This window comes from Salibacterium sp. K-3 (assembly GCF_054052005.1).
In genome coordinates this window covers 249,195-270,833 of the sequence record NZ_JBSVZE010000002.1, presented here as the reverse complement: position 1 = coordinate 270,833, position 21,639 = coordinate 249,195, and the positions used below count along the sequence as shown (strand labels likewise).

Genomic DNA, 21,639 nt, shown 5'->3' with positions numbered 1-21,639 from the left:
TGATCACATGGAGCGTAAAGGGAACGAATAAGAGCTGAGCGGCTGTTAACATCAAAAAATATTGAGGGTGGGCCGAAAATAGGATGATAATGAGAAATAATAAAACATTAAAGCAGCCGACTGTGCGGAATGTCATCACTTGTGAACTCTCCTTCATACGAGAAAAGCCTGCCGATGACAGGGTTTTTCACCACGACTTTTATTTCAAACGCTTGATGGTCTTCATTAAATGTTTCGGTTACGGCGGCTAAGCCTTGGAAGGGTGTTGGAACAGGGATTTCCATTTTCCCGAGTATCAAACGCTGCCGCTCTGATGTGATATGTAAGCCACCGTCTTGTGAAACAGAAAAGGACAAATCGGAGTAGACGATCGGTGGTTCCCCCAGATAATCCTTAATGATATTTCTTTTCTTATCAAGGCTCATGACAGCATGGAAGTACCTTTTGTTTTTCTCAAAATGAAAGATTCTTTCCCAATAGATTTCCTCCTGCCCATTACCGCCTGTTCTACGGGTGTTCCTTATCGTAAAAGGAATGTTTTCCCCGCGTTCCGGGAACAGCAGCTTCCGTCTGGCTCCCAGTTTAAGCAGGGGAAGTAACCATGTTGGACCTCCCTCTATCTTCTGCATCACGCCTTTTCCTTCAAAACGACCGCCGTCTGCTGACTCATACCTTCTCTGCAGTGCCGGATGTAATCGATGAAATGCGTTTCCCAGGACCTGCTTGAAAATTGTCATCAAAATCTCCTTATTTCTTTCTTTTACAGTTGGCTGCAGTCGGCAGTTCTGTCGTACTGATGACATACCCGATCACTGATAGAACAAACAACGCCAGATTGAAGGTGAAAGGGTTAAAAGGATCAACGAGAGAACGCGGGTCCGCCAGCGCGGCCGAAACAGTGAGGAAAGGCAGCAGAATCAGTTGAAGTAAAAATAACTGCCGTTTCTTTCTATAAAACAGCCATATCAATCCAAATACAACTTCCCCCATGCCCATGATCAGCACCACCCATAGTGCCTGCGTGTTCGAAAGGGGGAGGGAGGCCTGGACCATCGCTATTTCATCCGGGTGCCTGTAAAGGAGCTTAGGAAGAAGGCCATGATACATCCATAGAAAGAAGAAAAAGAACGTCAGAATCCAGTGACTAAAGAACCGTACATATTGAGAGCCCGGTGTCTCTCCTTTTTCCAGCCACTTTTTTAACACATCAAAACTAAGGGCGGTTCCACGTCCCATCAACGGCCGGAACATCAAACGGTCCAGCCAGTCACCGATGCGGCCGAATCCAGGGGTATAATCATATTGCGTTAAAAAAGTGATCGTATCATCGTGTTCGGGGTGGTACTTCCAATACCCCTTTCCTTCACGGATAGGGGAAAGGGTCTGGTCCGTTCCAAAATGCAAAGACGATGTCCGTGAACCATCTTCCCCGTCAAAACGTCCGACACTCTTCCCCCATCCTTCTACGGCTGCAAAACCTATCCCTGTTCTATAGGAAAATAACTGCGGCTCCGATTCTTTTTTGGGCAAATAAGTGATAGAAGAAAATCGAAGATCCCACTGCGTATGCAAAGCCGGATTCTGGCTGGCCTCCCATAACGCGTCCATGTTCGTATGTATAGGTATCTCAACATAAATGGGGGTATTCTTCATATCTTTTTCACATCCAATATAATAAACTATCTAACGTTTTGCACCTATGTCCGCAAGCCTGATTCAATTGATGAATTTGCAGAAAAAATTCCATGTATGAATATAAAAAATAGAACGACTCCATCTGTTCTAAACACGCACAGAGAGGCGTTCTGTCGTACGTTTACTGTAGCACAGTCATCACCGACCGACAATCCTATCCATTTTTTGTCGCATATATATCACATCATTCTTCTGTTTTTACACTTCCGCGTCAAATACCAAAGATTATTTTAATAACATACTTCGTCGTTTTCTTCCTGTAATCGATAAAAAAGCAGGATGAGCTGTCTGCCCATCCCGTCTGATGTGGATTACTCTTCTGAAGAGGAAGCGGCGAAATAGGCAGACAGTGCCTGCTGCAGGTCTCCTTTCGTTTCGACCTTGTCTTCCAGGTCGATTCCCATCTCCACCATCTTCCGGGCCGCTTCCGGACGGACGCCGGTGATGACCGGCCGACTTCCCATAATGTGAATGCCGTCAATCAACCGGATGAGGCGCTGAGCCACATCCGCTTCGATATCGGAAATGCCGGAAAGGTCCACAATGAGCGTCTTGATGCCCTTGTCGCCGATCTGGGTCAGCGCCTTTTCTTCAATCACATTCATCCGTTCCAGATCCAGCGAGCCGATGAGCGGCAGCACACACATCGACGAGCTCACCGGAATGAACGGCACCGACAGGTTTTCGACGAGTTTCTGCTGCGATTCCAGCAGCCGATCCTTGTATCTCGAATACGTCAGGAAAAACGAATTCAGGAACTTGTCCACAAAATCATTGATCCGCTTCTCCAGCGCGAAAAAATCCTTCGTCTCCCGCTGCTCCGGCAGTAATTCTTCATACCGCTCCAAAAAACGCCACAACGTGCGCCGGATCGCCTGCACCCATTCCAGCTTGAACGTCAGCGTCAACGAATACTTCGCCCACGCCTCACCTTCCTGCTCCGAAAACGCAATCAAATCGTCTTCGCGCTGATCGATAATATAGGACACGAGTCTATGCGCGTTCGCGATCAGATCAATATTGCCGATCCGCTGAATTTCCTTAATCTTTTCCCGGACATTCACCGCCTCCTGCAGCAGCTGCTCTTCAAAAATATTCTGGTTAGTCTCCAGAAATGCCTTAATATTCTGTCCTTCCTGATATACAACATCCATTTCTGTCACTCCAACATAAGGGTAATAGGTATGAAACCAAACTTAACAAATTAAATATACCCTCTTTTGTCATAGTTAAAACATCTTTTTTAAAAGAATCGCCACAAATCATGTGATTTGGTAAGATGTGTATGATACCGATTTTTACATGGTGGCTGAAGCGAATGAATCTCGCCGATATCAGCCGTTACCGCCCGCACCAGCTTATCTGACAGGAGTGGTCGCATAGAGTGTAGTGCTAGTTATAAAGAAGGAGAAGAGAAAAGACTAGTATTTGAAAAAATGAAAAGTTGGGAGTGGTGACATGAAAAAAAATATACACGTCGTTGGAGCGGTTATCGTAGAAGAAGATCAAATTTTATGCGCGCAACGTGGTGATTCGAAATCCCTTCCATACAAATGGGAGTTTCCTGGGGGCAAGATTGAACAGGATGAAACACCACAGGAAGCGCTGCGCCGCGAAATAGACGAAGAAATGCAGTGCCGTATAGAGATTGGTGAACAAATTGAACATACGGTCTATGACTATGATTTTGGCATTGTTCATTTGACGACTTTTTATTGCCACGTGCTTGAAGGAACTCCATCATTGACGGAGCACGTCGCCATCCGTTGGTTAACGCCATCTGACCTTCACACGTTAGACTGGGCACCTGCCGACATTCCAGCTATTGAAAAAATTGCAGCAACATTTAACGGTTAATTTTACATAGGTGGTGCTTTTTTGCAAGATTTCATCAAGGATTTAGAAAGCTCGCTACAACGCGGATTTATTGATCAAACCCATCCGAATAAAGGGAACCATCAACCTCAATTATTATTGAACAGTAAACAAGCGAAACAAGAAGTTCTATCGACCATAACCGAAGAATTGGATCACTGTGAGTCGTTTTTGTTCTCGGTAGCTTTTATTACGGAACAGGGATTAGCTACGTTGAAATCTCACTTGTTGGATTTGAAACATAAAGGCGTTTCCGGACGCCTTCTTACATCTACCTTTTTAACGTTTAACCAGCCTGCTGTCTTTCGGGAGTTATTGAAGATGGACAACTTGGACGTTCGTGTCACAGATGTTCAAGGATTTCACGCGAAGGGCTATATTTTCGAGCAGCCGACCCACTATACTCTTATTGTTGGAAGTTCGAATTTAACAGCGTCAGCGCTGCAAGTAAATCATGAGTGGAATGTGAAGTTGACCTCTCATGAAAATGGAGAGATCATTCACCATTTTTACAACCAATTTGAAGAGATGTGGCAGACAGCGACACCGGTGACAGCGTCGTGGATTGAAGAATATGCTAAAGCGTATGATCAAGCCAAATCTCTACCTGAACAGGTTGCGGAGCTTCCGACCTCCTATGAGACAAACCCGTGGCAGCAAGCTGTCACGATTGAACCGAATACGATGCAGCAAAATGCTATGCAGCAACTTGAAACGGTGCGGGCCGAAGGAAACGATAAGGCCCTTATTATTTCTGCAACAGGGACAGGAAAAACGTATTTAGCTGCGTTTGATGTGCGCCGCTACGCGCCAAAACGTATGCTTTTTATCGCGCACCGAGAACAAATTTTGAAAAAGGCGAAAGACGATTTTCAGCGTGTGCTAGGTGGCCCAGATTACGATTACGGTTTGTTGTCCGGCAATCATAGAGACATAGAAGCGCGATATGTTTTTGCGACCATTCAAACATTATCAAAAGAGGAACAGTTGCAGAACTTTTCGCGCGAAGCCTTTGATTACATTTTAATCGATGAAGTACATAAAGCAGGAGCGCCGTCTTACCAGAAAGTCATGGATTATTTTACGCCGAACTTTTTTATGGGTATGACTGCAACGCCTGAACGGACAGATGATGTGAACATTTATGAGCTATTTGATTACACAATAGCGTACGAGATTCGCTTGCAGGAAGCGTTAGAGGAAGACATGCTCTGCTCGTTTCAGTATTTTGGCGTGACCGAATTTGAACAAAACGGTCGCCTCATTGATGATACGACCAGCCTGACGGATTTAGTGACGGAAGAACGAGTTCAACATCTTATGGAAAAAATCAATTACTATGGATGGTCGGGGGATTACGTGCGCGGTCTTATCTTTTGTAGTCAAAAAGAAGAAGCCCATCATTTGTCTGCTGCGATGAATGACAAAGGATACCGTACTGTAGCTCTGACAGGCGAGGATTCTCAGGAAGAACGGCTGCGCAGGATTGACGAGTTGGAAAACGGCGAGCTGGAATACATCTTATCCGTCGATATATTCAATGAAGGTGTCGACATTCCAAGCATTAACCAAGTTGTCATGCTACGGCAAACTGAATCTAGCATCATCTTTATTCAGCAGCTAGGACGTGGTTTGCGTAAACACGATTCCAAAGATTTTCTAACGGTGATTGATTTTATCGGCAACTATAAAAAGAACTATCTGATTCCTATCGCGTTATCCGGAGATAAGTCGCAAAACAAAGACAACATCCGGCGGCGTATGAAAGATACGAGCTATATTCACGGTGTGTCGTCGATTCATTTTGAAGAAGTAGCGAAAAAGAAAATCTTTGAGTCTATTAATACAGAAAACCTGATGCAGATGTCTATTTTAAAAGACGCTTATCAGGAATTGAAAAATAGATTGGGTCGCATTCCTTATCTTGCTGATTTTCAGGCTCATTACTCTATAGATCCAGAAGTCATTGTTGGCAAAACGCTTAATTACCATGAATTTTTGGTGAAAATGAAAGAGGAAATCCAGTTATACACAAAGCATGAAAGTCAAGTGCTGACGATGCTTTCTCAAGAAGTTCTGCCAGGAAAACGCAGGCATGAAGTGTTGCTATTAGACATGGTGCTGCAATATGGAACGGTAACGCATGCTGCCTTTATAGATCGGTTAAAAGCTTCTGGGTGCCGTACAGATGAAGCGACGCTGACATCAATGGAGCGCATCTTTAACTTAGAATTTTTCACGATGCAGGACCAGAAGAAGTACGGGGAAAAGCCAATCGTGGTAAAAGAAAACGGTACGTACCGGTGGACCGCCGAAGTGAAACGGCAGTTGGAGCAAAATGAGAACTTCCGCGCATTCGTGCAAGATGTCGTAACGGTAGGCTTTCAGAAAATGCAGCATTACTCTTGTGTAGAACCCTTTCAGCTCCACGAAAAATACTCCCGCAAAGACACGATGAAGCTGCTGAATTGGGAGAATGATGAGAAAGCCACGGTATTTGGGTACAAAGTGAAGTATAATACGTGCCCGATTTTTATCACGTACCATAAAGACGATGACGTGGAAGCCAGTGTGAACTATCATGATGAGTTTCTCAGCAAAGACGTGATTCGTTGGTTTACGCGTAGCCAGCGGACGTTTGAGTCTCCAGAAGTGAAGGCGATTCTTCGAGCTCGTGAAAATAACACCTTTCTTCCCATCTTTGTGAAAAAAGATGACGATGAAGGAAGTGACTTTTACTATGTCGGCCAAGCACTGCCGGATACGAATCAAGCCGCGCAAACAACGATGGAGGATGATAAAGGCAAGCAACTCCCCGTAGTTCACATGAACTTGCAGTTGAAGGAAAGCATCGATGATCAGTTGTATCGGTATTTAATAGAGGCCTAAAAGTGATTAAAGGAGTGGTCCAACAGGTTGGGGGTGGGCCTCAAGCATCCGCTGGGGCTCTCCCACCCCCGCTTTGATTAAATCTAAATCTAATTTGTAGGTGTTGAGGCTATGAAAACTTTCATTTATGTTTTTAGTACGGCGTTAATTATAATTGGTTTATTCATTTTCATGAGTACTTTCTTTTCCTTTTTTGCTGGTCGCAGTGTAGTTATGTATAGAATACTTGGTTTAATAATAATTCTAGACAGTGCTATAAGAATATTTCGCAATAGAAAAAACAAAGAGATTTATTAAAAGTTGTTAATTCAGAAAGCCTTTAACACCCAATTCATTTATCTATTTGGGTCTAAACGGGTCTAAATCAGAATATGTTCTTGACTGCTTAATACTGAACTTTCTCTACATTGCACTCCAGCAAAATGCGTTGTTTGTATCCTTAGGGGTTGCGAGTGAAGCCGACGCTGCAGAGCTTTTATTTTATTATTTTTGCCTTCGACGGCTACATTCGTATAACGAAGTTTGTGATAATTACAAATCTCTTCCTGCCAAGTCTAACCATAAACAATTGGAAAAAAGAGCAGCATACCTGCTATTCTCCGTGATGATATAATGAGGACACAGAGTACAATACTGCTGATTATTTATTGAGATAAAAAAACATTGTGGAAATGTTGCAAGAGTGGTTGATGGTCAGATGACTTTCTCTTTATACCATGAATAGTACTAGAGACTAAAATGTGGGTAACGCTCCTTGGCTGCCGGCTGAAAAAAGGGATTTTTTTCTCTATGATTTATGTAAAGAGAAACGTTTGAATGCGGTGTCTTTTGCCTGGTTCAAGCACGGCTTTTGATTCCCGGTAGAGGAGGGAAGGATATTGGTCACGAAGGAACAGCTGGAAACGAAGCAGGTGGGCATTTATATTATCAGTTTCATCATAGCGGCGGGATTCGGTTTGCTGCTTCCGGGATACGCGGAACGCCTGGGGGCTCTCATTTTCATCATAATTGCCCTCTTAATGTACAGCATGTTCTCTCAGATTCCCTTTCGCGCGTTGAAACAGGCTTTCCGGAACAGAACGTATATCAAGGCGCTGCTTTTGGTTAATTTTATCGTGGTGCCGGTGGTGGCTTGGCTGCTGGCGCGGCTGCTTCCGGAAGATCCGGTGCTGCTGCTCGGGTTCTATCTGGTGCTGTTAACGCCGTGCATTGATTATGTAATCGCGTTTACGTCGCTTGGAAAAGGGGATGAATCGCTTGTTTTAACCTCCACCCCTTTGTTGTTTGTCGTGCAGATGGTTCTGCTTCCCGTGTATTTGTGGCTGTTTATGGGACGGGAGGCGGCGGGCATCGTGGAGCCGGCTCCCTTTTTTGAAGCGTTTTTCGGGTTGATCGGGCTTCCTCTGGCCGCGGCCTTACTGCTGCAATTCGCGGCGAAGCGGAGGACGGTTGGAAAAAAGGTGCTGGACGGCTCTGCGTGGCTGCCGGTTCCGTTTATGGCGCTTACCCTTTTTGTCGTCGTGGCTTCTCAAATCACGAAACTGCCGGAGTATGGAGGGCACATCGTCAAGGTGATTCCTTTATATATCGTATTTTTGGTGGTGATGCCGATCCTGACGGCATACGCCGCGCGGTGGTTCCGCCTCGGAACGGGGGAAGGACGGGCGCTCATTTTCAGCTGCTCGACGCGGAATTCCCTCGTGGTGCTGCCGCTTGCGCTGGCTTTGCCCGAGATAGGAAGCATGGTGGCGGCCATTGTCATCACGCAGACAATGATAGAACTGTTAAGTGAACTCGTTTATATACGCGTCGTTCCGCGTTTTTTGCTGCGGGAATCATAAGAGAGGAGCATGCAGATGGTACAGCCTGTGGAGCTTGATTCATTAATGGAAGCCGTCCGTTATTCGCCGGACGGGGTGACATCGTTTCTGCACCGGGAATCCGGAGAGGTGATACAGATCGATGATGCTGTGCTGCGGCGGGCGCAGATGCAGGCGCCGCACAGCACTGAGGACGCGCGGCAGCGGGAAGCGGCGGATGCGGTCGTGTCGGCCGGCGCGGACAGCTATCTCCCGCTCCCGGACCGGCTCGAGGTCGATGAACGGCAGCTGATGGAGGCGTTTGTCCGTGATCTCTCCCATCCCATGATGCGGACGATGCTGGAGCGGGAGCTGTCGGGAAGCGGCATGTTCCGCCGCTTTCAGGACCGCGTCGTGGAACTCGGCCTGCAGGATGACTGGAATGCGTACTGGCTGGAGGGATACCGAACCTTTATGCGGCAGTGGTGCGACGCGCGAAGTGTGCCTTACACGGAGTAAGAATCGAGATAGAAATCAGGAGAATCGATGCAGAAATGATAGGATCCATGCAGAAACTTCTGGAATCGATGCAGAAAACTCGTTGATGTCTGAGAATCGATTCATAAAGCCGGAGAATCGATAGATAAAAGAGGAGTATCAATACCATGCTGCTGCCTATTATCCTTATCTTCAGTATTGTAATTGGAAGTAAAGTCATAACCTATATACTGCGCCGACAAAGGCATCGTGGTGCTGCCGGAAACTGATCCCGGCTACATAAACAAATTCCACCGATATATGGATAAATCATTTTATGTGCTGTGGCTCTTCGTTGTCATTGCTACCATAAATGACTTTTATTCCTACCGCATAGTGATATTTATTGTACCCGTTCTCCTGTTTGCATTCCGCACGGTCATGTGGTGTTACACCCCGGGAGGACGGCAGACGTATCTCTTGAGCGCCGTTCCCTGTGCCCTGTTTTTAACGGGCACGGGGTTGTACGGCTTTTTCTCCATGGGATGACCCTGCTGAAATGGGCAGAAAAAGTCGGGAAGCCGGGCGCTGTTGTTGATACGATACAGGAGAAAGGAGGTCATCGTGGCTGTGCAGTTCCACGGGGTGAGCCCGGAGATTGAGGAGATGTGGCAGTCGCTTGATACAACGAACATCCAGGAGCTGAAAGCCTTGTCCAACACCGAACCTTCCGGCCTGATCAGCGCTTCCACCCATTTTTCCGAAGGACGGATGGAGGAAAACGGGACGTTTGATCACTACATCGGCGCGGCGACGACAAACGACGTGCCCGCGAAATGGGAGACACTGCATGTTCCGGCAACCACGTGGGCGGTGTTTGAAGCCGCCGGCGCGTTTCCGGACGCGCTGCAGGACGTCTGGGGCCGGATTTATTCCGAATGGTTTCCCGGCTCCGGCTATGAAGCGGCGGAAGGTCCGGAGATTCTCTGGAATGAAAGCAGCGACACGACATCCGCCGACTTCCGCAGTGAAATCTGGATTCCGGTTGTTCCCGCTCCATCGTTCTGACGCCTATAAACAGCCGTTATGATCGTGCCCGTGTGCCTCCTGGATATATTCCCGTAATAGGCAGTTATGGCTGGATCAAAACGGCTTATTGTATGTCAAAAGTGGAAAAAGGTATGATACATCTTTCTCCACTCCTCATCGTAAAAAAGCATATTGACAAACCCGTGCCGTAAGCGTACATTGATCGATACATAATGAAAATATGCACCTTTCCATTGCACGCCAAGAGGGAGAAATAGACGTTCATGTAAAGGTTTGGTGTAGAGGGAGTCCTGGAGAATGAAGCGCATTTCCGTTTTTTTTCACAATCTATCCGCTGTTCAGTTAATCGTTATCTTTTATTTATCCGCCGTTATAGTGGCGATGTTGCTGCTCAGTCTTCCTATTTCCAGAAATCCCGATGTAGAATGGGGCGTGATGGAAGCGCTGTTTACGTCAGTCAGCGCCGTGAGTGTGACCGGACTGACGGTGGTTAATACAGCCGACACTTTTACACCCGTCGGTTCGATTCTGCTGGCATTTGTCCTGCAGTTCGGCGGGATCGGGATTATGACACTTGGCACGTTCTTCTGGATGATCGCGGGTAAAAAGATCGGGTTGCGGGACCGCCAGTTAATTATGACGGACCAGAACCAGAGCAGCCTTTCCGGTTTGGTGCAACTGCTGAAACAGATACTGATCCTGATTTTATTTATAGAAGCCGCTGGCGCTCTGGTATTGAGTCTTTACTTTCTTACGTATTTTGACACCTGGCAGGAAGCGTTTCTTCAGGGCTTTTTCGCATCTGTCAGTGCGACGACAAATGCAGGCTTTGATATAACGGGAAGTTCACTGCAGCCTTTCGCTTCAGACTATTTTGTCCAGTTTATTAATATGCTTTTACTTATTTTAGGGGCGGTCGGATTCCCGGTTTTAATTGAGGTGAAAAACTTCCTGTTAAAACGGACGCCGGCTTATTACAAGTTTTCACTGTTTACGAAGCTGACCACAACGACCTTTTTCAGCTTAATAGTGGTTGGGTTTTTGGTCATCCTCATGTTTGAACACAATCATTTTTTTGCGGATAAGTCGTGGCACGAGAGTCTTTTTTATGCCTTGTTTCAATCGGTGACAACGAGAAACGGCGGCCTGGCGACGATGGATGTGGCCGCGTTTCAGACGCCGACGCAGCTGTTTTTGTGTATTCTGATGTTCATCGGAGCCTCGCCAAGCAGTGTCGGGGGAGGGATACGTACGACTACCTTTGCGATGATGCTGCTCAGCACGATTAGTTTCGCGAGAGGGAAGAGCTCGACTAAAGTATTCGGCCGGGAACTGGATCCGTATGATATCCAACGCTCCTTTATCGTACTGGGAGTATCCGTTGCACTGACGAGCAGCGCCGTCATTCTTTTATCCGCGATCGAGCCGTTCCCATTGATGCCCATTATCTTTGAAGTTTCATCGGCATTTGGAACGACCGGTTTATCGATGGGCATCACAGCTGACTTAAGTACTGGGGGGAAATTAGTTCTTATTTTTCTCATGTTCATCGGGCGGATCGGGATTTTCTCTTTCTTGTTTATTATAAGAGGCCGCGTGGAAAGCGACAGATACCATTATCCAAAAGAACGGGTGATCATTGGATAAAGTTCCGCTGCCTTAATCCTCGAGCGAATTATAGTCCGGATCGACGGATACCGCACTTTTATAATAAGTGAAGCGGCAGAGGGGCCGGAGATTCTTTGGAATGAAAGCAGTGACACGACGTCCGCTAACTTCCGCAGTGAAATCTGGATCTTGGTCAAGCAGACGTCTTCTTAAGTGACGTTTGTGCCTGTCCGTTAACGTCTAAACGTAATCATGAACGTGTCATACTTACGTTTAGAAGCAGCTTTTGATGAAGAAACGTCATCATGACGGCGCAAATGGTTACGTTTGTCGGGAAAAAAAGACGGCAAACGTAAGCATGACGCTTGGTACTGGACATGTTGCACAAACCATACACACCGCTTTAATCCTCGAGCCAGTTATAGTCGAGAAACGCAGGTCGTGGCACGCGGCGCGGGCGGGGTTGTCGGAGCCGTTCTTTGATCTGTCGGTATTCATATTCCCGGATCAATGATTCCACGACTTTTTCCATGTATGCCGATCCGTGTTTCACGCAGTTGTCTTTCCATTTGTGATGAATTAACCAGGAGAAATTCAAATAGCTCATATATTTATATTTTTCTTGTTTAAGTGATTCTAAAGAAACAGATTCCCCGGACGTTTCCGTATGCTCATCCCCTGTGCGGGAAGGGGTGTCAGCGATTGGACGGTCTGCAGGAGACGGACTGCAATCCGCCGTATAAGGACGGATGGCGATGACATTGCTGCTGCTTCCGCCGTTTTTTTCGCGCATCACCGGAATGCGGCGGATAATCTTTTTTTCTTCCAGGGCGGCGAGGGCGTAGTTTACGGTGCGCGGGCTTTTGCCGACCGCGGCGGCAATCGTTTTCACTTTCATCCAACTCGTGCCGGGGTAGGAGAGCGAGCGCCGGGCGAGCAGGCAGAGCACGGCGTCCTCCGTCGACTGCCAGGTAAGTGTGCGGCGATGCTGTTTGACGTGACGGTCCATTTGGTCGATCGAGGAAAAATAAGAATAATGTACGGCTGTTTCCATGTGGGCCTCGGATTGAATCTGTTCCATAGCGGTTCCCCCTTTACCTGTTATATAAGGAGACCCAGGCAAAAAGGGGGGAAGTGATGCAAAAAGAATTAGAATCGATCAGGAAATTCGGAGAATCGATAGAGAAATCGAGAGAATCGATCGGGAAAAACAGAAATCACCCGGGAATCGATGCAGAAATAATAGAATCAATCAGGAAATCCGGAGAATCAATCGAGAAAAACCCCGATGTACGCACATGACAATCGCGGCATCGGGGTTTTCTTTATTTCTCACCTAAGAACGAACAGAGGCGCTGAGATTTTTTGTGCGTCGCAGAACCACTCGTGGCTGCCCAGAGCGCTTACGCTGTACATGCAACATGGTAAAAATCAACAAAAAATGCCTACGATCTTTTTATTTCGTTCTTTTTGAAAAAGCTTACTAAATGGAGATGAAGAAAGATGGCAACCATATGAAACGGCTGGGTATTTCGGGAACGATTACCGGCTCTGAAACAGAAATTTCTGTACAGAAAACATTGGAATTGGTAAAATGTCATGATTCGGATATCGAGGTGGAATTTCTGAACTTACACAAAGTTATAGGATTTATCGCAATAGGGGGATTGTTTCATCATTACCTGGTTATTGCAAATCAGTTAAAACCGATCGCAGGCTATTTCCGGGCCGATGTTGCACCGGGATATGTCTTTAGGCATGACTCCCATTTTAATGAAAAAAGGAGCTGGTAGATGAAGAGATTCTGACAAGATGAAGTGATCCTGCCGGGGAAGTGGTATATATGCAGGATTGTTTGAACATAAAGAATGTTTCTTCGTGTGAAAGAACCGTTCGAAATAATTGTGAAATAAAGGAGTAGGAAAAGATGAGCAATCATTCCTGGCAGCATGTCAAAGAGCGGATAGACTGGTCCGTTCTTTCAATCAGCGGGGGTTTGTTAATGGTATTTGTGCTTGTTGCACTCATTAACGTTGACGCCGTAGCGCAATTTGTATCATCCGGGTTTAATTTTTCTGTTAATTATTTTGGTGCGTACTGGCAGGTTCTTCTGCTGGCTACATTTTTCGTTGGGGTATCTCTGGCGATATCCAAGTATGGCAAAGTGAAACTGGGGAACAGAATGACCCCTGAAATGAGCATGTTTAAGTGGACGTCTATTATTGTCGTATCGGGGCTGGGCGCGGGCGGCGTCTTCTGGGCGGCAGCTGAGCCGATGTATTATTTCATGGAAGTACCGCCGATGCACAGTGGTATTGAGGCCAAAACACCGGATGCCATCGCACCGGCGCTGGCGCAGAGCTACATGTCCTGGGGTTTCACGGCATGGGCCCTGTACGGGGCGGTAAGTGCTTTAATCATCATGTACGCCCACTACAATAAAGGAATGTCCCTGAAGCCGCGGACAATGCTTTACCCGATTTTTGGCGATAAGCTTGAGACGAGCAAATGGGGATCGGTCATTGACGCGTTCTGTATCATTGCAGCGGCCGCCGGAACCATCGGACCGATTGGATTTCTCGGCCTTCAGGTCAGTTACGGCCTGAATGCACTGTACGGGATTCCGGATGTGTTTATGACCCAGATGATCGTTATTGGTGCGTTGATCGCGATTGTCATTATGTCGGCGGTGACGGGGATTCATAAAGGAATTCAGCGTCTGAGCCGTCTGAATGTATGGACCGCCATTATTGTCGCAGGCTTTCTGCTCGTGTTCGGTGCTGGAGGATTTATCATTAATTCTTTTGTTTCGTCGTACGGCACGTATCTGACCGAGTTTATGAATATCCATACCCACCGGCAGGATCAGGGATGGCTCGGCTTCTGGATGTTGTTTTTCTTCGGCTGGTTTATCGGTTTCGGCCCGCTTGTCGCGATTCTGGTGGCGCGGATTTCAAGAGGAAGAACGATCCGTCAGGTGTTTGTGGCTGTATCTATTTTGACAGCGGTCACTTCAAACTTCTGGTTCACCGTCGTCGGAGGCTCCGGCATTCATTATGAAATGGAGAATCCCGGTTCTGTCAGCGGCCCGTTAAATGAAGCCGGCCTCCCTGCTGCCATGATCGCGGTGACCCAGCAGATGCCGCTGGCGTGGCTGATGCCGACGGTCTTTCTGGTTATGACGATTTTATTCGTGGTCACAACGGCCGACTCGATGTCGTACTCGATGTCCATGGGAGTGACCGGGGAGGAAAATCCGCCGAAATCAGTTCGTGTTTTTTGGGCCCTCATTATGGGAGTCATAGCGGTTATTCTGATTAATATCGGAGAAGGCGGGATTGATGCGCTGCAGTCGTTCGTCGTTATTGCTGCGATTCCGGTATCGATCATTATGCTGCCTGTGCTGTGGCTGGCTCCAAGGGTGGCAAAGCAGATGGCAGTGGAACAGGGTATTGAAGGATCGGAAGAAAAAAAGCAACCGGAACAGACGGACCCCGAACCTGACCCCGGGGGAACCAAATAATCATAACTTGGAGAAGAAAACCTGCTTTCCTTTTATGAAGAGCAGGCTGATATCAAGGTAGGTATAGTCGGGGGTTGAATCATAATGACAGAGAATCGATCGGGAAAAGCGGAGAATTGATCGAGAAATCAGGAGAATTAATCGAGAAAATTAGAAATCGCCCGGGAATTGATGCAGAAATGATAGAATCGATCAAGAAATTCCGAGAATCGATCGAGAAATCCCCGCCATCGATGCAGCACGCCCTGAAACCATATAAAAAACCCCGATGCCGCAGCGTCATATGCGTGCTTCGGGGTTTTCTGTATTTTTCTCCTAAGAACGAACCGCTGCTTTTCTGGTAATCTGCCAGATGAGGTAAAAAGTAAGCGGGAGCAGCAGTACGGCGGCTGTACTCGAAAGGATATTCGGCATCGTTCCCCCTTCCCTCGGCAGGAATAAGGCCGCCGGCTCGATGGTTTCGAATCCCCATAACAGATCAGAGACGGCGATCAAAAAGATGCCCAGCACAATAAATCCCAAGCCGGGAAGCCATCCGTACCGGTGAAATCCTGCTCCGATCATCCAGCCGATGAAATGGTACGTGAGCAAGCTGAGAAAACAGATAGGGAGGAAGGCAGCTATGCTGACATCCAGGCCTGCAATCGTATCGGTTTCTGTAATGGAAGACAGTCCCATGACAGCATGCTGAACGCTCGTAAGAATGCCGGCCGCAGCAGTCAGCACAGCCGCGAGGAAAACAGCCGTCATCCCGTTGGCGGTGAGAAACTGTTTGCGTGTGATGCCGAGCTTGATGTACTTATCCAGAAACGAGTAAGGGAGAAAAATCGCAATCACCAGCATAAATAGTTTACCCGGCTCGTAGGAAAACGTAAGGAAGGCTGCGAGGGTACCCCCTTGAGCGGCAAAGATTGTTACCGCGATATACAACGCAACGACAGTACCGAGCAGCCAAAGGGCCCATTTTCCCTGCTGCACGAACGTATCAACGATTAGTTTCGACTGATTGGTTTCCTTTCTCATCGTTTTCCTCCTTTGTTAAATGGATAAAGAGATCCTGCAGGGAGACCGGCCCGATGTCGAGACCTTGTTCCTGCGCCTGCCGTTGTTTTTCCTCGGAGAGTGCTCCGTAGATCATGACTGATTTTGTCCCGCCGAGGCGCTGGGCGTTCAGCTGCGTCATGTCCCGGGTGAACGCGTCCACCAATTCGGCGCCGCCGGTAATCGAAGCACCCCTGTTAAGCAGTTCCTCATTCGTTTCCTGTAAAAGCAGCCGGCCCCGGTGAATCATCACGATGTCATCGAATAAATAGTCCATTTCCGATACGAGATGGGTGGAAAGAATGATGGTCCGCGGGAACCGGGCCTGATCTTCCAGCACTTCTTCGTAAAAAATTTCCCGGGCCGGGGCATCCATGCCGAGATAGGCCTCATCAAAAATAGTTACCGGCGATCTCGCAGCAAGGCCGAGAATTACCTGCAGTGCAGCCTTCATCCCTTTCGAGAGCTGATGCACCGAAGCATCCAGCGGGAGCTGAAAACGTGCAGCCAGGTGCTGCGCGTAGTCCTTGTCAAAATAAGGGCGGTAACGAGCGGTCAGCTCTATAAGATGTTTCGCTTTATCCTTTTTCTCCTTGTCATCTTCATCAAAAATATAGGAGACATAAGGCATGATCCGCGGATTGTCAAAAGGGTTTTCTCCATTTATCCGAACCGTTCCGGACGTTGGTTGCTGGAAAGACGCCAGCAGGGATAATAGCGACGTTTTTCCGGCTCCGTTTCTTCCTATCAGCCCGTAAATTTTTCCTCCTTCCAAATGAAACGATATATCCTGCAGCGCCTCTGTCCTTTTATAATTCAGGGAAACATGGTTGAGCAATACATCAAATGTCATCAGTATTCCTTCCTTTCGCTTTCTGGATCAGGATATTTATTTCTTCTTCCGAGAGCTGCAGTTTGCGTGATTCTTCTACCATCGGAAGAACATAATCATCAAAAAACGCTGTCTTTCGTTTTTCTGTTACTTTCGTTTTGGCTCCTTCTGCCACAAACATCCCGACCCCTCTTTTTTTGTAGATAATCTCATCGTCCACCAGTAAATTAATGCCCTTGGCTGCCGTCAGATGATTGATTTTGTAAAAGTGGACAAGTTCATTGGTGGAAGGAATCTGATCTTCTTCCTGAAGTTGATCATTCACAATCTGGTCTTCGATGCGGTCCCGTATCTGCTGAAAAATCGGTTTGCCGCCCTCAAGCCCTTTGCTCACTCGACACTCACCGCCTTTATAGAGCCTGTTGTATTATGGTTATATAGTTATGTATATAAGTATAACACAAAAACGTTCCTTGTAAATATTTTTATGGAGAATCCATTCAGAAATGAGGAGAATCAATAGAGAAATCGGGAGAATCGATGGAGAAACGAAGAAATGTCTCCAGAATTGATAGAGAAAGGAAAGAATCGATGCAGAAATCGGGAGAATCGATAGAAAAAACCCCGATGCCGCGTGCTCGCGTGTGCATCGGGGTTTTCCGATTAAGTGGCTGCCATGCCGCCGTCGATGCGGTACTGGCTGCCGCTGATGAATTTGCTTTCGTCGGAAGCGAGAAAAAGCAAGAGATTGGCGATATCCTCGCTTTCGCCGTAGCGGGCGAGCGGGATCGCCTGGGTCTGTTCTTCTTTCGCGGCTTCCGCGTCTTCGGGATTGAATCCCTGCTCGAGCGAGCGCATCATCCGTGTATTCACCGGGGACGGATGAACGGAGTTAACACGGATGCCGGAAGAGGCCCCTTCTAGCGCGGCCACTTTTGTGATACCGACGACGCCGTGTTTCGATGTGACGTACGGCGCCACACCCGGGGACCCCATCAAGCCGGCGACCGATGACATGTTGATAATGCTGCCGCTCTCCTCTTTGGTCATGTGCGGCATGACATGCTTCAGCCCGAGGAACACGCCGCGGACGTTGACGCCCATCACTTTATCAAAATCTTCCACGGACTGTTCGGTAATCGGGGCGACCTTGCCTTCAATACCGGCATTATTAAAGAAAACATCAATCCGGCCGAATGTGTCCACGGTTTTCTGTACGTAATGCAATACGTCGTTCTCGTTGGATACATCGGCGGCAATCGTCAGGATATCGCCGTCGTCTTTCAGTTCGTCTTTCGCTTTCTTTAGCGCGTCTTCATTCACATCGACAATCGCCACGTCGGCGCCTTCTTTCAGAAAAAACTCCGCCGTCTTCTTCCCGATGGCACCGCTTCCGCCGGTAATAAGCGCTTTTTTATCTTGCAGACGTCCCATAAGTAACGACCATCCTTTCTTCCTAAGGTGGGACTATTCTTCCCTGTACCTTTTTTTCGTAAACATTACGATGATCCCCGTTACGACGTAATAAGTTTCAACATTCTCATTGACAGTTATAATTTTAACGGGTATTTTTTGTTTAGATAGTTATAATGAAAGAGGGATGAACATGACCGGTCCAAAGAAATCCTTTGAAGAGTTGAGACTGCGGGGAGGAGATGTCAGTCTGGATTTTGTGAATACGTCGAATCGTAAAGGTGCGGCGAATCAGCAGGAATGGCTGCAACGTTACGACGATTTTCTTCACTGGGCCGCGCATGCGGGGCTGTTGGAGAGGGTGGATGATCAACAAAGGGCTCCCCGGGGTCACGAAGAACACGAACAAGCATTGCAGAAAATCCTTACGCTGCGGGAGGCGATGTATGATATCTGCACAAGAGCCATAGCGGGCAAAAAAGACCAGGAAAGCATGGACATTGTGAATGAGGAACTGAAAAAAGCCAACCAGCATCTCACCCTGAAGCAGACGGCGCCGACAGCATTTATGCAGATGTATGATACGGATGCTGATACCTTGCTCTGGCCGATCCTGCACCATTTCCAAACCCTATTGCTCGAAGGAAAACTGGAAAGGATCAAACAATGCCGGAATCAACATTGCGACTGGCTGTTTCTCGACTTAACGAAAAATAAAAGCAGACGCTGGTGTTCACCGGAAATCTGCGGAAACCGCGCGAAAGCCAGACGTTATTATGCCAGGCATAAGGATGAATAAAGGGATAAAAGAAGAAAAAATGTAGACGATGAAGGAGAATGTCATGCTTGGTATATTTCTGATCATTTCAGCTTCTATTTTATGGGGAATTTCCGGAGGGCTTTCCGACATGTTGATGCAACGAGGCTGGGATCCTCTGGTGATTTCGTTTTACCGTGGGTTTATTGGATTTATCTGTTTCTTTTTCTGGTATATCTTCCGTACGGAAAAAAATCGTAACGTGAACCGTAAGCTTGTGATATGGGCCATAGCGGCTGGAATCGGGGTGGCCGGGAATTTCACGTTTTACGCAGTCAGTATTGAACAATCGAGTGTAGCGGTCGCCGTCACGCTCATGTATACGGCTCCGGTATTTGTTTTTATTGTATCGTTCTTATTCGGCCTCGAACGATTTACGTTTTCCAAGATGACGGCCGTTCTTTTTGTTATTACAGGGATCGTGTTATTAACGAAAGTCTATGACACCGGGGCAGAAAGCATAAGTGTGATAGGACTCCTTGCAGGATTGATGGCGGGTCTTTCCTATTCTCTGTTTATTTTTGGATTTAAAAACGCCGGTTCGTATGGGCGCCCTCAAATCATTCTGCCTATCGCGTTTTTGACGCTGAGTGTGCTGTTGTTTTTCTTTACGGACCGCAGCGCACTGATTGCTGTTCCCTTTTCAGGGGATGTCGTTTGGTTTATTCTTCTGGGGTTATGCGGGGCCGGTATTTCCTTTATTCTCTATACGTTCGGCATCAGCCGGACGTCTCCGACCAATGCTTCTCTTGTCGCGATGATGGAGCCGATCACGGCCTCGCTGTTCGGATATCTGATTCTCGGCCAGCTTCTGACGCCTGTGCAGGTCGTTGGAATGTTCATCATTTTACTGACGATTACAATGCTGAGTATGCGGTCGTTTAAGAAAGAAAGCTGAAATGCGCGGCTGGTGAGATCTTCAGAAATTGTGCATACGCATCGTCATAGAGCGTCCGCACGGCCGGGTCCGGCTCGTAGACAGCGGCGGGGCGGGGACGCAGCTGATCCGCGGCGAACGCTTCATATCCGCTGGTCCAGCCGAGATAGCAGAAGCCTGATGCCGCGATGCCGAGTGCGGTCAGGTATTCACCCTGTTCCGGCACGCGGACGGCTCGCCCGGTGACGTCGGCGAGTATTTGGCACCAGGCGCCGCTGCGGGAACCGCCTCCGATCAGGGTGAATTGTCCCCGGCTGTTTCCGATAAGTGTTTCGGCGATATGGCGGAGCGAGTAGCAGAGTCCTTCCACGACGGCCCGCGCCATATCCTCTGATGTCGTACCCGGTCGGATGCCCCGATAGGCACCGGAAATCTCCGTGTTCTGCACTGGAAACCGTTCGCCGTGCAGATACGGCAGAAACAGCACGCCGCCGGCACCGGGACGCGCAGCTTCGATCCTTTCATCAAACGTGTCATAGGAGGCATCCGGCATGTACGTTTGTTTTGCCCAATCGTACACATTCCCGGCGTTCAGAAGCGGGGCGATGGAAATATAGCGGTCCGGTACGAGATGGGGCAGGGTGAATACGCCGGTGGTTGTTGTAGCAGGTTCCGTTGCGGGCACCGCAGTCCATCCGGTCGTTCCGATATAGAAATAGCCGTCGCCTTCCTGAATGGCCGCCGCACCCATCGTTCCAGCTCCGGCATCCCCGGCGCCGCACAGGACTGGGGTGCCGGGTGAGAATCCGGCCGGCCCTTCTTCTGTCACCCGGCCCGCCGCTTCCTCCGGAGCATACAGTTCCGGCAGGGTGAAACGGTCCGCACCAAGGGCGTGAAGCACGCCGGGATGCCACGATTTGTTCCGGATGTCCATCAACCCGGTGGTGGCACCGGTGACCGGATCGGTGCAGATCGCTCCGGTCAGTTTGTAGATAATATAGTCTTTGGCGCTGAACACGACCGCTGCTGCGGCTTCTTCCTGCAGAGCAAGCCGGCGCAGTTTCGCAGCCGGGGTCGAGGAGACCGGTGCGTTTGAGGTGATTTCTTCGAGTTCCGGCAGCTGTTCCCGAATCCAGGCTGCTTCCTCCGCGGCGCGCATATCCGAGTACAAAATCGCGAGCTCCGTTTTCTGATGCGGACGGATCAGAATGACATCTTCCATCTGTCCGGTCATCGTGACAGCGTTTATTTCTTCCGGCTGGATCTTAAACCGGCCGAACCAGTCATCGGTGATGGTTTTCACTCCGGACCACCATTCCTCCGGGTTCTGCTCGACACACCCGTCCCCGGTCTCCCACGTCGTTACAGGCACAGTATGTTCGGCCTCGACCGCGCCGTCCTGTGTCATCAGCATTCCTTTCACCGCCGTCGTACCGATATCAAATACCGCCAATCGTTCCATCTCGCTTCTCTCCTTCGTGCCCGGTTTCTATGAAAATCGTAATATATCCGCGCGCGAAAAGAAAGCCATTTTACAGACACATCCATAACGACCGCGTTATAATAAGGGTAATCCAACCGAGTTATAATAAGGGTAATCAATGGAGATAAGGAGGAAAGATAAACATGTTATTAGAACAAATCAGCGATTTTGAGTTGCGGGACCTGAATGGGGACACCGTTTCTATTCAAGACTTCCGCGGGACAAATACGTTGCTGTTTATGTGGGCTTCCTGGTGAAGC

General features: G+C 48.1%; 22 protein-coding genes and 3 pseudogenes. 15 read left to right on the top strand and 10 right to left on the bottom strand.

Annotated features, from left to right (window positions below; genetic code table 11):
- Window positions 1-107: 107 nt before the first annotated feature.
- From ACW9JV_RS13455 to ACW9JV_RS13445, 3 genes are all read right to left on the bottom strand, one after another.
- Window positions 108-737, bottom strand: coding sequence for a DUF4166 domain-containing protein (locus ACW9JV_RS13455; protein ID WP_457335285.1), 630 nt, complete (start codon window positions 735-737; stop codon window positions 108-110).
- A 10-nt stretch (window positions 738-747) separates the two neighbouring features.
- Window positions 748-1,653, bottom strand: a complete 906-nt coding sequence (locus ACW9JV_RS13450) for a DoxX-like family protein (protein WP_457335283.1) — start codon at window positions 1,651-1,653, stop codon at window positions 748-750.
- A gap of 353 nt (window positions 1,654-2,006) precedes the next feature.
- A complete protein-coding gene (locus tag ACW9JV_RS13445; protein ID WP_457335281.1) occupies window positions 2,007-2,849 on the bottom strand; it encodes an STAS domain-containing protein in 843 nt (280 codons plus the stop codon).
- A 304-nt stretch (window positions 2,850-3,153) separates the two neighbouring features.
- Here ACW9JV_RS13445 and ACW9JV_RS13440 point away from each other — a divergent pair, with 304 nt between their 5' ends.
- Together ACW9JV_RS13440 and ACW9JV_RS13435 are read left to right on the top strand one after the other, a co-directional pair.
- Window positions 3,154-3,552: a (deoxy)nucleoside triphosphate pyrophosphohydrolase gene (locus tag ACW9JV_RS13440; RefSeq protein ID WP_457335279.1), complete on the top strand. Its 399-nt coding sequence runs from the start codon at window positions 3,154-3,156 to the stop codon at window positions 3,550-3,552.
- A 21-nt stretch (window positions 3,553-3,573) separates the two neighbouring features.
- Complete coding sequence (locus ACW9JV_RS13435; protein WP_457335277.1) at window positions 3,574-6,459, top strand: DUF3427 domain-containing protein; 2,886 nt, start codon at window positions 3,574-3,576, stop codon at window positions 6,457-6,459.
- 359 nt (window positions 6,460-6,818) lie between these two features.
- Here the strand turns inward: ACW9JV_RS13435 and ACW9JV_RS13430 are convergent.
- A pseudogene (locus ACW9JV_RS13430) lies at window positions 6,819-7,001 on the bottom strand (hypothetical protein); the annotation flags it as partial.
- A gap of 336 nt (window positions 7,002-7,337) precedes the next feature.
- On the opposite strand from ACW9JV_RS13430, the gene ACW9JV_RS13425 reads away from it, so the two are divergent.
- From ACW9JV_RS13425 to ACW9JV_RS13400, 6 genes and pseudogenes are all read left to right on the top strand, one after another.
- A complete protein-coding gene (locus ACW9JV_RS13425; RefSeq protein ID WP_457335275.1) occupies window positions 7,338-8,300 on the top strand; it encodes an arsenic resistance protein in 963 nt (320 codons plus the stop codon).
- Between the two features lie 15 nt (window positions 8,301-8,315).
- Window positions 8,316-8,777 carry a UPF0158 family protein gene (locus tag ACW9JV_RS13420; protein ID WP_457335273.1) on the top strand — a complete coding sequence of 154 codons (462 nt, stop codon included), beginning with the start codon at window positions 8,316-8,318 and terminating at the stop codon, window positions 8,775-8,777.
- A gap of 228 nt (window positions 8,778-9,005) precedes the next feature.
- The gene (locus ACW9JV_RS13415; RefSeq protein ID WP_457335271.1) at window positions 9,006-9,284 is read left to right on the top strand and encodes a DUF4181 domain-containing protein; all 279 of its coding nucleotides are present in this window, start codon (window positions 9,006-9,008) and stop codon (window positions 9,282-9,284) included.
- Between the two features lie 75 nt (window positions 9,285-9,359).
- A pseudogene (locus ACW9JV_RS13410) lies at window positions 9,360-9,803 on the top strand (GyrI-like domain-containing protein); the annotation flags it as partial.
- Between the two features lie 279 nt (window positions 9,804-10,082).
- Entirely contained in the window at window positions 10,083-11,432 is a 1,350-nt protein-coding gene (locus ACW9JV_RS13405) for a TrkH family potassium uptake protein (protein WP_457335269.1), read from the top strand.
- Between the two features lie 69 nt (window positions 11,433-11,501).
- Window positions 11,502-11,606 (top strand): annotated as a pseudogene (locus tag ACW9JV_RS13400) (AraC family transcriptional regulator); the annotation flags it as partial.
- Between the two features lie 190 nt (window positions 11,607-11,796).
- Here the strand turns inward: ACW9JV_RS13400 and ACW9JV_RS13395 are convergent.
- Entirely contained in the window at window positions 11,797-12,474 is a 678-nt protein-coding gene (locus ACW9JV_RS13395) for a helix-turn-helix domain-containing protein (RefSeq protein WP_457335267.1), read from the bottom strand.
- A 56-nt stretch (window positions 12,475-12,530) separates the two neighbouring features.
- On the opposite strand from ACW9JV_RS13395, the gene ACW9JV_RS13390 reads away from it, so the two are divergent.
- The 4 genes from ACW9JV_RS13390 to ACW9JV_RS13375 all read left to right on the top strand — a co-directional run bounded on the left by ACW9JV_RS13390 (window position 12,531) and on the right by ACW9JV_RS13375 (window position 15,260).
- Complete coding sequence (locus ACW9JV_RS13390) at window positions 12,531-12,695, top strand: hypothetical protein (protein WP_457335265.1); 165 nt, start codon at window positions 12,531-12,533, stop codon at window positions 12,693-12,695.
- A 212-nt stretch (window positions 12,696-12,907) separates the two neighbouring features.
- Window positions 12,908-13,186, top strand: coding sequence for a hypothetical protein (locus ACW9JV_RS13385; RefSeq protein WP_457335263.1), 279 nt, complete (start codon window positions 12,908-12,910; stop codon window positions 13,184-13,186).
- Between the two features lie 134 nt (window positions 13,187-13,320).
- Window positions 13,321-14,916: a BCCT family transporter gene (locus ACW9JV_RS13380; protein WP_457335261.1), complete on the top strand. Its 1,596-nt coding sequence runs from the start codon at window positions 13,321-13,323 to the stop codon at window positions 14,914-14,916.
- A gap of 74 nt (window positions 14,917-14,990) precedes the next feature.
- Window positions 14,991-15,260, top strand: a complete 270-nt coding sequence (locus ACW9JV_RS13375; protein WP_457335259.1) for a hypothetical protein — start codon at window positions 14,991-14,993, stop codon at window positions 15,258-15,260.
- Here the strand turns inward: ACW9JV_RS13375 and ACW9JV_RS13370 are convergent.
- The 4 genes from ACW9JV_RS13370 to ACW9JV_RS13355 form a co-directional block, all read right to left on the bottom strand.
- Window positions 15,232-15,939 (bottom strand): hypothetical protein, encoded by a 708-nt coding sequence (locus ACW9JV_RS13370; protein ID WP_457335257.1) that lies wholly within the window; start codon window positions 15,937-15,939, stop codon window positions 15,232-15,234. The genes ACW9JV_RS13375 and ACW9JV_RS13370 overlap by 29 nt on opposite strands.
- Complete coding sequence (locus ACW9JV_RS13365) at window positions 15,902-16,810, bottom strand: ATP-binding cassette domain-containing protein (RefSeq protein ID WP_457335255.1); 909 nt, start codon at window positions 16,808-16,810, stop codon at window positions 15,902-15,904. The genes ACW9JV_RS13370 and ACW9JV_RS13365 overlap by 38 nt, the downstream gene beginning before the upstream one ends.
- Window positions 16,800-17,183, bottom strand: coding sequence for a GntR family transcriptional regulator (locus ACW9JV_RS13360; RefSeq protein WP_457335253.1), 384 nt, complete (start codon window positions 17,181-17,183; stop codon window positions 16,800-16,802). The genes ACW9JV_RS13365 and ACW9JV_RS13360 overlap by 11 nt, the downstream gene beginning before the upstream one ends.
- 269 nt (window positions 17,184-17,452) lie before the next feature.
- Window positions 17,453-18,223 (bottom strand): SDR family NAD(P)-dependent oxidoreductase, encoded by a 771-nt coding sequence (locus tag ACW9JV_RS13355; protein WP_457335251.1) that lies wholly within the window; start codon window positions 18,221-18,223, stop codon window positions 17,453-17,455.
- A gap of 172 nt (window positions 18,224-18,395) precedes the next feature.
- On the opposite strand from ACW9JV_RS13355, the gene ACW9JV_RS13350 reads away from it, so the two are divergent.
- Together ACW9JV_RS13350 and ACW9JV_RS13345 are read left to right on the top strand one after the other, a co-directional pair.
- Window positions 18,396-19,001, top strand: coding sequence for a CGNR zinc finger domain-containing protein (locus ACW9JV_RS13350; protein ID WP_457335249.1), 606 nt, complete (start codon window positions 18,396-18,398; stop codon window positions 18,999-19,001).
- Between the two features lie 28 nt (window positions 19,002-19,029).
- A complete protein-coding gene (locus ACW9JV_RS13345) occupies window positions 19,030-19,917 on the top strand; it encodes a DMT family transporter (RefSeq protein WP_457335247.1) in 888 nt (295 codons plus the stop codon).
- Here the strand turns inward: ACW9JV_RS13345 and ACW9JV_RS13340 are convergent.
- The gene (locus ACW9JV_RS13340; protein WP_457335244.1) at window positions 19,901-21,358 is read right to left on the bottom strand and encodes a xylulokinase; all 1,458 of its coding nucleotides are present in this window, start codon (window positions 21,356-21,358) and stop codon (window positions 19,901-19,903) included. The genes ACW9JV_RS13345 and ACW9JV_RS13340 overlap by 17 nt on opposite strands.
- Before the next feature lie 164 nt (window positions 21,359-21,522).
- Between ACW9JV_RS13340 and ACW9JV_RS13335 the strand changes: the two genes are divergently transcribed.
- Window positions 21,523-21,636 (top strand): peroxiredoxin family protein, encoded by a 114-nt coding sequence (locus tag ACW9JV_RS13335; protein ID WP_457335242.1) that lies wholly within the window; start codon window positions 21,523-21,525, stop codon window positions 21,634-21,636.
- The last annotated feature ends 3 nt before the right edge of the window (window positions 21,637-21,639 follow it).

Bases quoted from the DNA above. Each gene is read 5' to 3' on its own strand.
- ACW9JV_RS13350 (WP_457335249.1), top strand. From the start codon at position 18,396: ATGACCGGTCCAAAGAAATCCTTTGAAGAGTTGAGACTGCGGGGAGGA.
- ACW9JV_RS13365 (WP_457335255.1), bottom strand. From the start codon at position 16,810: ATGACATTTGATGTATTGCTCAACCATGTTTCCCTGAATTATAAAAGG.
- ACW9JV_RS13390 (WP_457335265.1), top strand. From the start codon at position 12,531: ATGCAAAAAGAATTAGAATCGATCAGGAAATTCGGAGAATCGATAGAG.
- ACW9JV_RS13385 (WP_457335263.1), top strand. From the start codon at position 12,908: ATGAAACGGCTGGGTATTTCGGGAACGATTACCGGCTCTGAAACAGAA.
- ACW9JV_RS13345 (WP_457335247.1), top strand. From the start codon at position 19,030: ATGAAGGAGAATGTCATGCTTGGTATATTTCTGATCATTTCAGCTTCT.
- ACW9JV_RS13440 (WP_457335279.1), top strand. From the start codon at position 3,154: ATGAAAAAAAATATACACGTCGTTGGAGCGGTTATCGTAGAAGAAGAT.
- ACW9JV_RS13335 (WP_457335242.1), top strand. From the start codon at position 21,523: ATGTTATTAGAACAAATCAGCGATTTTGAGTTGCGGGACCTGAATGGG.
- ACW9JV_RS13395 (WP_457335267.1), bottom strand. From the start codon at position 12,474: ATGGAACAGATTCAATCCGAGGCCCACATGGAAACAGCCGTACATTAT.
- ACW9JV_RS13380 (WP_457335261.1), top strand. From the start codon at position 13,321: ATGAGCAATCATTCCTGGCAGCATGTCAAAGAGCGGATAGACTGGTCC.
- ACW9JV_RS13370 (WP_457335257.1), bottom strand. From the start codon at position 15,939: ATGAGAAAGGAAACCAATCAGTCGAAACTAATCGTTGATACGTTCGTG.
- ACW9JV_RS13450 (WP_457335283.1), bottom strand. From the start codon at position 1,653: ATGAAGAATACCCCCATTTATGTTGAGATACCTATACATACGAACATG.
- ACW9JV_RS13355 (WP_457335251.1), bottom strand. From the start codon at position 18,223: ATGGGACGTCTGCAAGATAAAAAAGCGCTTATTACCGGCGGAAGCGGT.
- ACW9JV_RS13445 (WP_457335281.1), bottom strand. From the start codon at position 2,849: ATGGATGTTGTATATCAGGAAGGACAGAATATTAAGGCATTTCTGGAG.
- ACW9JV_RS13455 (WP_457335285.1), bottom strand. From the start codon at position 737: ATGACAATTTTCAAGCAGGTCCTGGGAAACGCATTTCATCGATTACAT.
- ACW9JV_RS13405 (WP_457335269.1), top strand. From the start codon at position 10,083: ATGAAGCGCATTTCCGTTTTTTTTCACAATCTATCCGCTGTTCAGTTA.
- ACW9JV_RS13340 (WP_457335244.1), bottom strand. From the start codon at position 21,358: ATGGAACGATTGGCGGTATTTGATATCGGTACGACGGCGGTGAAAGGA.
- ACW9JV_RS13420 (WP_457335273.1), top strand. From the start codon at position 8,316: ATGGTACAGCCTGTGGAGCTTGATTCATTAATGGAAGCCGTCCGTTAT.